The sequence below is a fragment of the Pelosinus fermentans JBW45 genome (assembly GCF_000271665.2).
GTDB lineage: Bacteria > Bacillota > Negativicutes > DSM-13327 > DSM-13327 > Pelosinus > Pelosinus baikalensis.
This window is the reverse complement of the sequence record NZ_CP010978.1, coordinates 1,485,467-1,498,784: the sequence shown is the minus strand read 5'-3', so window position 1 is coordinate 1,498,784 and position 13,318 is coordinate 1,485,467. Positions and strand designations below refer to the sequence as shown.

The 13,318-nt window shown below is 33.5% G+C and carries 12 protein-coding genes; all 12 read right to left on the bottom strand.

What is annotated here, in order from left to right:
• Positions 1–3: 3 nt before the first annotated feature.
• A complete protein-coding gene (locus tag JBW_RS06205) occupies positions 4–1,356 on the bottom strand; it encodes a B12-binding domain-containing radical SAM protein (protein WP_007957030.1) in 1,353 nt (450 codons plus the stop codon).
• An 86-nt stretch (positions 1,357–1,442) separates the two neighbouring features.
• On the bottom strand, positions 1,443–2,852 hold the full coding sequence (locus tag JBW_RS06200; RefSeq protein ID WP_007957032.1) for an aldehyde dehydrogenase family protein: 1,410 nt from the start codon (positions 2,850–2,852) through the stop codon (positions 1,443–1,445).
• Entirely contained in the window at positions 2,852–3,952 is a 1,101-nt protein-coding gene (locus JBW_RS06195) for a hypothetical protein (RefSeq protein ID WP_007957034.1), read from the bottom strand. Before JBW_RS06195 ends, JBW_RS06200 begins: the two co-directional genes overlap by 1 nt.
• Before the next feature lie 95 nt (positions 3,953–4,047).
• Positions 4,048–5,238: a methionine adenosyltransferase gene (gene metK / locus JBW_RS06190; RefSeq protein ID WP_007957035.1), complete on the bottom strand. Its 1,191-nt coding sequence runs from the start codon at positions 5,236–5,238 to the stop codon at positions 4,048–4,050.
• Between the two features lie 90 nt (positions 5,239–5,328).
• Positions 5,329–5,529, bottom strand: a complete 201-nt coding sequence (locus tag JBW_RS06185) for a DUF6485 family protein (protein WP_007957036.1) — start codon at positions 5,527–5,529, stop codon at positions 5,329–5,331.
• A 64-nt stretch (positions 5,530–5,593) separates the two neighbouring features.
• Positions 5,594–6,955 (bottom strand): asparagine synthase C-terminal domain-containing protein, encoded by a 1,362-nt coding sequence (locus JBW_RS06180; protein WP_007957037.1) that lies wholly within the window; start codon positions 6,953–6,955, stop codon positions 5,594–5,596.
• The gene (locus JBW_RS06175; protein ID WP_007957038.1) at positions 6,952–7,740 is read right to left on the bottom strand and encodes an enoyl-CoA hydratase/isomerase family protein; all 789 of its coding nucleotides are present in this window, start codon (positions 7,738–7,740) and stop codon (positions 6,952–6,954) included. Before JBW_RS06175 ends, JBW_RS06180 begins: the two co-directional genes overlap by 4 nt.
• Before the next feature lie 142 nt (positions 7,741–7,882).
• Positions 7,883–8,695: an alpha/beta hydrolase gene (locus JBW_RS06170; protein ID WP_007957039.1), complete on the bottom strand. Its 813-nt coding sequence runs from the start codon at positions 8,693–8,695 to the stop codon at positions 7,883–7,885.
• 82 nt (positions 8,696–8,777) lie between these two features.
• Positions 8,778–9,602 carry a serine aminopeptidase domain-containing protein gene (locus JBW_RS06165; RefSeq protein ID WP_007957041.1) on the bottom strand — a complete coding sequence of 275 codons (825 nt, stop codon included), beginning with the start codon at positions 9,600–9,602 and terminating at the stop codon, positions 8,778–8,780.
• Positions 9,603–9,624: 22 nt separating this feature from the next.
• The gene (locus JBW_RS06160) at positions 9,625–9,888 is read right to left on the bottom strand and encodes an acyl carrier protein (RefSeq protein WP_007957042.1); all 264 of its coding nucleotides are present in this window, start codon (positions 9,886–9,888) and stop codon (positions 9,625–9,627) included.
• Between the two features lie 94 nt (positions 9,889–9,982).
• Positions 9,983–10,891, bottom strand: coding sequence for a glycosyltransferase family 2 protein (locus JBW_RS06155; protein WP_007957045.1), 909 nt, complete (start codon positions 10,889–10,891; stop codon positions 9,983–9,985).
• 53 nt (positions 10,892–10,944) lie between these two features.
• A complete protein-coding gene (locus JBW_RS06150) occupies positions 10,945–12,453 on the bottom strand; it encodes a class I adenylate-forming enzyme family protein (protein ID WP_007957047.1) in 1,509 nt (502 codons plus the stop codon).
• Positions 12,454–13,318 lie beyond the last annotated feature (865 nt).

The following is a 13,318-nucleotide window of genomic DNA, read 5'->3' as shown; positions in this document are numbered from 1 at the left end:
TACCTAATAATACAAGTAAGAATTCTCCATTTTTTGTGTCATTTCTTCAAAATCTTGTCCTTTGCCTGCATAAAAAACTGTACCATGCTCTTCTCGTTTATCTCTTAATTTTGCAGATCTAAATAAATTGGAAAATTCTTGGTAGAAATCTTTTAATGATAATTTAGTTTTTAGAAACGTATGATAACAGTCAAAAAACTCCAATTTATCAATAATAAATTGGTCTTTTACTTTTTCATATTCATCTGTCCCGTGAAAAGGTGTTAATACTGCAAAAGTAGGAAGATCTATATCAAGCTCAAAAACTGTCTGTTTTAGTTCTTGGAAATTCTCCCGGGAATATTCTGGTTTAACTATGAAATTCGCTCTTATTTCTATACTGTTTTTATGAAGTATTTCTACGCATTTATGAGCCATCTCACTAGTTATGTTTTTCTTATATCCCTTTAACTCATCATCAAATATTGATTCAAGTCCAATTAAGACAGAATCTAATCCAGCCTTAGCCCACAATTCAAATAATGCCGCATTATTAATAATGGTATCTGCTCTAACATACATGTGAAATCTTTTCCGTATATTTTTTTCGATTATTTTCTGTGCCAACTCGTACATTTTGGGAGCGTTTATGAATGCCTCATCATCTACAACATATATATTTTCACAATCGATACCTTTGAGTTCTTGTATAATCAAATCATTGCTTCTCACTATATATTCGCGATTTGTTAATTTCCACAATACACAAAACGTACAATTATGTGGACACCCTGCTGAAAATCGCATCAACGTAACTGGTGTATAATGTGCATGAAAATATTTATTTTGATATTTTGAAACTAAATTTCTTGCAGGAATTGGATAATGATCCAACGTATTAAAAATTATTTTATCAGTATACTTGACTAGTTGATCCTCTATAATTGCTATCCCTTTAACGTCATCAATCAAAGTTTGATTTTCTATAGCTTTCACCAACTCGTAAAAGGAATGTACACCTTCTCCAATAATGGCATAATCAACATACTGAAGATAAATGTTGTCTAAAGTAACCGTAGGATAATGTCCACCGATAACTACTTTTACCCTTTCATCATTTTCTTTTATTTGCTGCAACATCCTATTGCAAACATTAACACTTGTAGTAAACGGAATGGCAACGCCCACAACATCATATTTCTTTTTCTTTAATAAATCCTCAATACTTTTTTCAAATCTCATATCCGCAATGTCAACTGTAAACTCCTTTAAAAGAGGAGCTGCTATGTATTCAAGCCCAAGTGGCTCACAACAGCTGAATTTTTCATTTAAGATACAATAATCAGCAGAAGGTGGCCAAACCAATAGAATATTCACTAAACATCATCTCCGTAATTAGTAATCAATAGATAAAAAATTTGCCTGAGCTATGAATAATTAATCGGTCATAAACCAAGCAGACATTAAAATAATACCGCTTTCTTTTGATATGTAAAATCTGCAATATAACCTTCATGGGGGTCATAATAATTATAACCACGTTCAATATGCTTTCCACCAAAAACCTTCATAATTGATCTTTCTACACATAATTTCTGAATCAGTTCTTTGTTTTCTGAGGCAACGCTTAATATAAGGGTATTTTGGGCGTACTTTATAAGCTCTTCATCACTTTCGGCTTCAATAATGGTTATAAATGGGAATGGTAATTCTAATCCGAAGATTTCACTTTTTTTATTTTTCACCAATAATACAGTAGGAAGCAAACATCCTTCATCCCCGCATTTTATAAGACGAGTATCCCCTCTCACCTCTTTGGTTACATCAATCGCGTCACCTTTCTGAAGGTAAGACTCAATCATCATATCAAGATGTCTCGCTTTTTCCATACTGAACATTGGTACTATATCACTACCTCTATTCATATCTATACAATCTTTTTTTATTCGCTCTACCACAGCATGTGCGAGTCTGTTCGCATCTCCTTTAAAAATTACTGAAGTAAGCCCTGTACATGTTCTGCCGCAATTCCAAGTCATTCTTCTATATATTGCATCAATAATATGATCATCAAAATCATCAGTAATAATAAATTTGCTTCTGCCATAATGTATAAAATAAGTTTTTTGTATATAATCTTTCGATGATGCTATTAATGACTTTGCGCTTTCAGGAATCATAAGCTGATCAGATATCCTAGCTAAATAGCCAATCGCACTTTCACTGCACGGCAAAAAACTAATGCACGATGCTAAAAGCGGATCGGCTAACTTAATTGCATTATATATAAGAAAATGAGTAAACGGATCTTCTTTCGGAGGAATAAGTATAATAGGTCTCTTCTGTGACAACGGTATTAACCAATAAATGCAAATTGTCGGAATATTTCCTGGTAATTTAATAGTTAAATTTTTTCCTGCTGGAAAAAACCCAATTTCTTGATTCTCTATATAATAGCAGTTAGTATCAAATATTTCCACCGAACCTCCAGGAACTTGCATAGAATTAATGCCTTCTAAATTATCCATTATATATGCTATTTCTTCGATTTCTTGTTCTATCAGACTTTGGGGCAAGCCAGTACAGGATGAGACCAATCTAATATAGTCTGTTTTATTAATGTTAACTCCATTAATACTAAAGTTCATTGCCCTAAAAATTTGTGCGGCTTTCTTAAATGTTTTAAAAATATCTTTTGCTGGCATTGCACGCATCTTATCAAAATTTTGTTCACTCATATTTTTAACTTCTCGGATTCTTATAACAGGGAAATTTGACAATGTAGCAAGGGGCTCATTCTTCAAAGAATAAACCCCTTGATATTCTATCGTATCTATACATTCATTATTTATGATTACAGGAATATTTATCATTAATATACTCCTTCCATCTTCTGTCCGGATAAACCTGCCGGACTATGAGGGTCAGAAATCCAATCCCAATTGTACGTTGATGCAAACTTTCCAAAAGGCTTAATTCTCACAGCTTTATCCCTTTCTATAAAACCAGGAATAATAGAATCTTCCGTAAATCTAAAACATCTTACCTCGCCTTCTTCACCATAATTAACCGGAAGCCCCTCTCCATTTATAATGTCAATTACTATATACGGCTGGCTAGGTATATAAATAACATGATAATTATCTTCTTTTTCATATGGTTTCTGATAACTAATTCCAGACACCGAAGTTCCATATATACCGACTATCGCTTTTCCTTTGAACAAGTTCTCACGCAAATACTTATGAGTATCACGAGACATGGCTAAGCCAGCGTGAAGCACCGCCTTTATATTTTTAAATAAATTTATATCCATATATTGAGGTAAAAGTTCTAAAAGACTTGATGTACAGAATAAAACTCCAATATTTTGGTATCGTATGATAGGATCAACTTGATCCCATATATGTTGAATATATTTATTTACCGCCTCTCCATTCCCCTCTTGCAAATACGTTCTGACAATTCTAGGATCCATGTCGATACAAAATATTTTACCACCTCTATTCTCTGCAATTGAGACCATTAATCTTCCCGTCGTATGCGGCCCAGTAGGTCCTATAAATAGCCAGTTCTCGTTTTTAGGAACACAGTGAAGGTTTAGAAACTCATCTGAAAAGTTCAAAATACTCTCCCAATATATACTTCCCCATGTTCCTCGTTTAGCAATTCCTGTAGTTCCTCCTGTTTCTGCTGTCCATATCCACTTATCCCCCTTTGATGCACTTAACGGGATAAAATCTTCCACCTGTCTATGTCTTAAGTCATTTTCATATTTGTCCATTTCATTTCTATTTTTAAATGAATAGTATTGCTTAAATTTTTTAAAATCATTTATTTCTTCAAGTGTATTAATTTTCAGCTGCTTTTCTCTTTCAAGCCAGTATTTCGCCCCTTCTTCCTTATCAAAATGGATGTTTAGAATTTCTCTCAAATATTCGTTATTTAACTTATAAACACATTTATTAAACATAACCAATTGCCTCCTTACCTTACGTTTCTCAAAACTTAACTTGAATGTCGATTAAATTTTTAATTACGTTTCAACTATGAAATTATTTTTTCGAATTATAAATTGGCTTCTTTGTGCAATTCTTCTGCCTTATCTATCCGTTCCCATGGAAGATCAACATCAGTGCGACCAAAATGACCGTAAGCTGCTGTTTGACGATATATTGGACGTCGCAAATCCAAAGTCTTTATAATACCAGCTGGACGTAAATCAAAATGCTTTTTAATAAGCTCGGCAATTAAAGCTTCATCTACTTTAGCAGTTCCAAAAGACTCCACCATGATAGATACAGGATAGGCAATGCCTATGGCATATGCTAACTGAATTTCACATTTATCAGCCAGTCCTGCAGCCACTATATTTTTAGCAACATAACGAGCAGCATAAGCAGCAGAACGATCAACTTTTGTACAATCCTTACCCGAGAAAGCACCACCACCATGACGTGCCATTCCGCCATAAGTGTCAACTATAATTTTACGACCTGTTAAACCAGCATCACCTTGAGGGCCACCTACCACAAAACGACCTGTTGGATTGATATAATATTTAGTATTTTTATCTAATAACTCCGCCGGAACAATTGGTACAATAACCTTCTCAATCATATCCTTCTCAATAGTTGCTAAATCAACTTCCGAACTATGCTGAGCAGCAATAACTATCGTATCAACACGCACAGGTTTACCATCTTCATATTCAACTGTCACCTGGGTTTTTCCATCAGGACGTAAATAATCCACTTCTTTGTTTTTACGTACTTCAGTTAAACGATAAGCTAACTTATGTGCTAAGGATATTGTCAAAGGCATATACTCCGCAGTTTCATTGGTAGCATAACCAAACATCATTCCCTGGTCACCAGCTCCAATTGCTTCAAATTCATCCATTTCGCCTTTCTTTGCCTCTAACGCTTTATTTACCCCCATAGCAATATCCGCCGATTGCTCACCAATGGAAACTAATATGCCACAAGTTTCTCCATCAAAACCGAATTTTGCTCGCGTATAACCAATTTCTTTTATCGTGTCACGCACAATTTTAGGAATATCTACATAACAAGTAGTGCTAATTTCACCTACCACATGAACTTGTCCTGTAGTAAGAAGAGTTTCACATGCTACCCGTCCCATAGGATCCTTTGCCATAATTGCATCTAATACTCCATCTGATATTTGATCAGCCATTTTATCAGGATGTCCTTCAGTAACTGACTCTGAAGTTAGCAATACACATTTCTTCTCCATAAACAATCCCTCCTATTGTTAAATACACAACAAATATCTTGCGCGCCAAACTTTTTAATTGAAGAAATAGATCTTTTTAAAGCATCTACTCTATTCTTTATCTGCTATAGTTTGTATAAAGTTTTTTATACTTCTATCATATGTTTTTTCAGACTCAGAAGTAAAAAAACAACCAGGTAACTCTGCATTGCCACGATGATGTTCAACACAAGCATAGCAATCTCCTCTGCGAGGACAAGCCAGATAAGTACACGCACAATTAGATTTATTTGCTTCCTTTTTAAAGTCCATCAGAATTTTCTCTCCATTCTATAAGTATTATTCACCAAATTGCATCGCCTACTTGTTATCTACTTTATTTCCATGGGTATTTTCCTTGAAGAAATATATCTTTATGAATGCTTTTTATTATACTCTGATAGTCATTCTGATTGTCGTAGTTATTGCAAAAGGAGCTTTCAAGAGCTCCTTTTAAGTAGGTACTTAACCCAGTTCCCTGATGAGCGCCTTTTTTAGTACGCCATGCAACGCTTGCTGGAAGTCTCCCCTCCATCATACTTCTAAAAAAGTATTTGTCCTTTCCATCTTTTACTTTATATTCAACAGGAATTTTAAGAGCCTCTTTAATGACATCCGAATGCCAAAAAGGATGTATTGTCTTTATGCCAACATTTAGTGCAAATAAATTACTAAATTCGTTAGAAATTTGAGTTTTACGTAAGCCATTAGCGATCTGGTCTTCTAATTCTGAATAGTAATTAAAATTAGAGTAAATTCCAGCATTCAAGAGGTCTGATCCGTATCCAGTAACAAAAGTCATCTTTTTTCCAATCTCTTTATATAGTTTTTGATAAAGAGAAACTGCGACCAAAGCAACCTCTATTGGCACGACATCCTTAAATGCAAAGTACCTTATTACATTTGGTACTTCCCGCAGAATTTCTTCGTTACTCAAATGAATTTTTATTAAATTAATCCCTAGAAAATCTGCCGTTTCTTGTGCCTCCTTATATTCGTTACCCCAATCTGTTCCCAAAGTATATGCGCACACTTTTTTATTTAGCTTTTTAAGGATGTACGCAATTGTTCCAGAATCAATACCTCCAGAAAGAGAGATACAGATTTCCTCGTCCCATTTCGTTAATTCTTTAGTTGCGTTAAATAAAACTTCATAAAACCTTTCTTTTGCTTTATCAAGTGCCATGCTGCAAGAAGGCTGCAAGAGAATATCACTCTGCAAATTTTTTTCTACTTTCAAATTGTTGTTATTATAGTGCACTTCAATTTTTTCGCCATGCTTTAAACGGCTTACATACTTAAAAAATGTTAAATTCTCACCATTCTTTTCTACATCATATTCTACTTCTAGTCCAATTCCTTGCAATATATCTTTCGCTATAAACAGATCATTAAAAACAGCAAATATACCTTTTTCAGGAATATTTATATAAAATATCGCCTGAGTATTCATATCACTGCCAACTATAACTAGGTTATCCTTACCTATCATTATAAAATTATTTTTCGGTATTGAATCTGCCTCTATGCACCCCTTCTCAAAAGAAATTATTAATGACTCACATTTCTCATTAATTTTCTGTAAATCTGAACCATATCCTACATATAATCCATTATATGTAAACTCTTTACAAAAATTAATTTCTTTTGACAATTTTTTAGATGATATATATATAGTTTTCTTCAATGTATCCTTCACACTGTTTCACCTACAACTTTACGCATAAATTGCTGTGCTCTTCCGTCACCAAAAGTCATCCGATGAGCTAGTTTTGTTTGTTCCGTAACTGTTATCAGCTGTTCTACATAACTTTCATTAACTACTTTTTTAGTTTTTCTAAAAGCTACTTCAGGATAACTGGCCAATCTCTTCGCTAATAGATGTGAGTCTTCAAGCAGCTTGTCTGGAGATGAGATTTTATTTATCAATCTGTAATCAAAACATTTTTGTAACGGAATAGCCTCACATTCATAAATTATTTCCAACATAGCATTCCTACCTAACGATTTTTCCAGCATGCATTGACCTAAGGTACAAGCAATCCCATGCTTTAACTCTGGCATGATAAATTTACCGCGCTCTGTCATTATTCTATAGTCACAAGTTAAAGCCAATTGAAACCCTATACCAATTGCATAATTATCTACAGCTGCAATAGTAGGCTTCGATACCCTTAGACAAGCAGTGTACATTTTAGTTATTCTATCTATCCATAAATCAACTTCCTGTCCTCCCTGTAGTGTCTTGACTTCATTGAAATCCCCGCCAACACTAAAGGATCTGCCGACTCCTCCTGTTAATATTATTGCTTTAACATTTGAGTTTTCTTCAGCAGATTGCAGACTATTTATTACAGCATCCTGCATAGAATCACTAAAAGGGTTATTATAATGTCGATGATTAAATTGGATCGTTAGAACTCCATCACTGAGGGATTCAATAACTAAAACATTTTCTTTCCTATCAATATTTACTGCACACATTTTATTACCTCCTGTTTTTTAAATCATGTCTACACATTTTTTAGTTCAACAATTTACTTTCTAAAATCTCCTGCCAACAAAAATGACCTCACTGCTATATTAATAGTATGAAGTCATTTTCACTATTTTGAATTATTAGCATTTAATTAAGTTCCTCCTTCATTCGTTTTTTTAACCTTCCAACTTCAAGAACCCATTCCATCGTTTTACTAATTACTTGTTCCGTCCACTCTACACGATTAAACAAATGATTAGCCCCCGGAATACTAATAATCTTAACATTTGTGGTCAAGTTAGAAGGATCCCTAATTATTTGCTCCCTTGTTTCCTTTGAATAAAGATCGTCTCCTCCAAAAATCAACAATTTATCCTTATCATAGGTATTAAACTCTTCTATATTCATACTTGAATTTATGTCTCTTACATACTCACTTCCCATCCAAAGCCCAAAGAATGGATAAACAAATTCTCTAGTCTGTGGTTCACGGACAAATTTAGGTACAAATCCTGAGTTTGGTAGAATAGGTGGCATAGCTGAAAACATAGGATTCCACATCGCTAAACCGGAAACTTCTTTACAAATATTAGCGATCCGACACGCAACTCTTCCCCCATCACTAAATCCTAATAATACTAATGTAGGATTTTCAGTTTGAAAACATCCTTTCACAAAATCAATAACTGCCAAAACATCCTCAACTTTTGTATTGATAGATGAATGCCAAAACTCATCATCACTTAATCCCAATCCACTATAGTCAAAACGTATAAATGTTATACCTAACTGCGCAGCTCTCCTAGCCGCAAAAACTGACATCCTGTGGACTTCAACACGATCGCCATTTAGTCCATAGCACATTATGATAATCGGTGCACCTATGGCTCTTACAGACGGGATATGTATGACTCCAGCTAGATTACGTCCCTTTGCATATATCTGAACAGGAACTTGCATATAACGTCTCCTTCATTACATAAATTTATCTTTAAAACTCAACTTCCCAATTAGAATATTCACTAACATTTAATTTTATTTCCTACTTATATTTCTTAATCCAATTGCAGATACGTTCTATAATATCGTATTGCCAAAGTGGATCTCTAATTATTGCATTTTTTACATAATTATTTAGATTAGGATATAATTTTTCATTTTCTAGATGCCAATGTACTATACGATTATTATCCTTACCTTCAGATAGTAACCAAAGAGATTTATCTTTACATTTTTTAAGTACTTCGAGAGGTTTATATTCAAATAAATTAAATAAAATCTCCGTAGACATTACCTGTCCATGAAGATTGTATGGCAATGCACCAATAGCATTACAAAATGCAATTTTCCCTATATCAAAATTGCTAAAAGACTTATAATCCGTTCCGGGCATAATGTCATTAACATCGAAAATTCCCGGTTTAATATTAGCCCATATTTCGGATACAATAGACGGCTCTATACAATATGGACTAATTCCTACAACACCTCGAATTGGAGCTAATGAAGATATCTCAGCAAATAACGTAGCACTTAGCCCTCGTCCTATACAAAATACCTTATCGCCTACTTGTTCTGCTACAAAATTAACGGCAATGGATAAGTCTTCGCGAAGAGTGTACAAATTCACATTTTCCAGATTACCTTCACTGTCACCATGTCCACGTGGATCTACTTGTAAAACAAATATTCCTAAATTGGACAGCTGCCGAGCAAGTTTACTCATAAAATAGTCAACGTCACACATAGGCTGCGAAAATCCAGCTATTAGGACAACTCCACACACGCTTTTTCTGTCTAAATCATTTCGGTGTGATACTGCAGCAAGCGATATTTTATTATTGACTAGCCAAAACTGTGTAAACATACAAAACACCCTTCATCAAAATTTAGCAATTATCATCTTCTTGAATTCTTGGTAAAATATAATCTACCAAATCATGAATACACATCATATTACCTCGTAATAACGCATCCTCACCAAATTCAAATCCGAAGCGCTCTTCAATAAAAACTAATAATTGCATCATAGTGATAGAATCAACACCAATTTCTTCTAATGTTGTATCATAAGTAATTTTCATACCTTCACCTAAACGAAGTTCTTCCCTAATTATATTTTCTAATTGATTAACAACTTCTTTTAATGACATATTGATCCTCCAAACTTTTTTAATATTGTAATATCAAAATCTCTTTTATCTTGATATAAGGTAATTACAAAATATCCATATATTATAATAAGAATTAAACTACATTATAATATATGGATTCACTTTCTCCTAAGTAAGTAGTTTGCGTTCCACAAAAGTGTAACTCAAAATCCTGCAATGACATTTCTCCAAATAAAAAACCTCTGAGGCTATCTAGATTACAGTTCGGATGCTTTGCTTTAAATAATTGTATACTATTTGTTATTGCTGATTTATAGTGTCCCTCCCCTCTTGCATGCGGTATATGGAAACTTGAGATTTCAGGACAATTGCGAAATTTAACTCCTATTTTTTGTAAACGCAAAGCAAATTCAAAGTGCTCAAAACCCCAGGTATTAAAATCTTCGTCAAAACCACCAATTGTCTCGAAATCTTCCGCTTTCACGCAAGAATTACCAACAAGAAAAGTTGCCCAAGCGATTCCCGAGTTTGTGCTACCTTTGGCGTCATATAAATTTTTCACCTTTAAATAATATAAAGGCAACCTCGAATATTTCCGTATAATGCTAATATTTCCACAATGATTTCCTAATAAATATTTTATATGTCCAAAATAATCCCATGGGCTTCCCACAATAGCAATCTTATTTAACTCTGAACTGCTTACAATATAATTCTTTATATAATCTCGATCTGGAAATCTATCAGCATCACAAAAGATTAGCCTTTTTCCCCTAGCTATAGCGGCTCCTTTATTTCTTGCAACTGCTCTTCCTTTATTTTCACTATAAATATAACTTATGCTACATGGTAATTGAGGCCATTTATCTTCCCTAATTTTGTCTCTTAATCCATCAGTCGAACCATCATCAACTACTATAATTTCATATTTTTTTGAATCATAGCTTTGAAATTTAAAAAAATTCAATGTAATCTGGAGTGACTCTGCTTGATTATACACTGGTATAATAACCGAAGCGTCGAGACATCTTTTATTTTCCATATCTCTTAACCTCCAACTTTTTTTGCCGATTACCATCCTTATCCATTAATTAATTAATTTTTCAGCAGGTGTTTATAATAAAATGAGATAGCTAACCTTCTCGAAACTTTGCCGCCTAATGTAGTTGGTATTTTTTTTACTGAATATAATTCTTGCGGAATCTCGTAAAGCGCTAAGCTCTCCCTGCAGGCTATCATAATTGTATCAGTATCAACTGATACACCTTCATCATTCAGATATATACAAATAACACGATTCCCTTGAATTTGATCTTGAATACCAAACACAATACAGCTATCTATTCCAGGTATTCGTTTTATTATACTTTCCACGCGGTATGGATCTATCTTATGTGCACCACGGATTATTATATCATCTGCTCTGCCCACAATAAATAAATCACCTTCATTATCCATATAACCCAAATCACCTGTCATTAACCAACCATTAAAATATTTCCTGCAAGTAGCCACATCATCATTCCAGTATTGTAGCATCGCGCTTCTAGTCTTCACGTATATCATCCCTATTTCATTACACTTGCATCGTACCCCGTTTTTATTTTTTATAGCAATACTAACACCACGTATTGGTTTTCCTACAGACCCATGCTTTATATATCTATTGTTGACACGTTGCGCAGCTACTCTAGGCCCAGCTTCCGTTAAACCATAAACGTTATGTACTTGTCCATTATAAAAAAATTGTTCAGCCTCAGCTAGCAACTTTCCATCTGCAACTTCTCCGCTAACATACACCAATCGAATACTCTCCACATTCGAATATTTGCTCTTAGCTTTAAGTAATAATCGGAGAATCGTAGGATTAACAAAGATAATAGAAGGTCTAAATGTGGCAATCCTCTTTAAAGTAGTTGATAGAGGTACGATAGGATTTTGCGCAATAACTCTTGCTCCAATTTTAAGTGCAACTAAAACTTCCCCAACGAGAGTTGATGCATGTATCATTGATTTAGTGATATAGAAAATATCATTACTTTTAGGTATCATATAGTCGATAATAGCATCTACATTTGTACTTATGGCATCATGTGTCAAGACTACTCCTTTTCTAGTTCCTGATGTGCCCGAACTAAAAAGTATAAATGCGGGTTCTTTACTTGTATAATTTTGTATTTTTTGAAAACATTTGCTAAGAGTCTCATCACTTTCCCATTCCCCTAAATTTTCTGAAAATATCTGTACGTCCTCATTTCTTTTTTTGCTGTAATTTACCTCGGACCTCACCCCAGAAATACACATCCGCCTTGTCTCACTACCATGCAATATATCAAAGACATCAGAAATAGGTAATTGAGGATCTATAGGAACTACAATACAACCAGCAGCTAATGCCCCCATTATTGCAATAATAAATGATGCTCCATTATCACAAATAACTGCAACCTTGTCTAAATGCTTTACTCCATTAATTAATAAGACATCTCTTAGTGCGATTACTCTCTTACATAAGCTAGTACTATCCCATTCTCCAAAATCATCCACAATTGAAAAAACCTTGTTTTTAATTTTATTATTTAATAATAAATTCTCGATCCTCATCCTATCCCCCTACATCAGCCTTGACAAGATTAAGAAATTTATTTCCCTGCTTTATTTGTTAAATTTTTACAACTTTCTCATTTTTGATTTTAATATTTTTTTAAATTAGACATAATCATTAGGCTGCACCAGCTTAAATAAAAAAATTATGGGCAGCCTATACTACCCACAATTTAGATACAAAATTTAAATGTCTGTAATTCTTTTATTCTTATAATTGCTGTATCATTATGCACAATTTTATACTCTAACCACTACCTGGTCATAGCTTCGCCCAAACATGTATAGACTTTATACACTAGTTCATAACATTCCATCTGATCCTATCGGAACTCTAACGTGCACGCAGCTTCGTATAAAGTTCTTCAAGTTATTGTAAAATAAATATTTTTTACATCAATTATTATTACAAATTGTTGATATATTGTAATAATAAGTAAAATATTTATTTCTGTCAATATATATTTTCTTAAATTTTACATATTAACATTTATTTTACATATTGACATTTATTTTACATATTTCTATAATAAGTTTAAATACATATTTTGTAAAAATATTATTTATACAGAGGTGGTCAAACAATAAACTATTTTGGAATTTTCATACTCATAAACAGCCAGACTTATTGTAAAAAATAGACTCTGCTTAATTTTAAAATGTCTAGATAGCTTTACGTTGGCATTCACCTGCGCAAGCTGTGTGCCCTGTTGAATTATAATTTTTGCTGATATGTTGCTACGATTTCTCTGAAAAAAAGCAGCATAATCACATACATTTTTTGAAAAAATTACTTACGTGCTCAATGGCACACTATTTGTAACTTTAAATATAGTACACATGTTTTATGAGAGTAAAGTTCAGT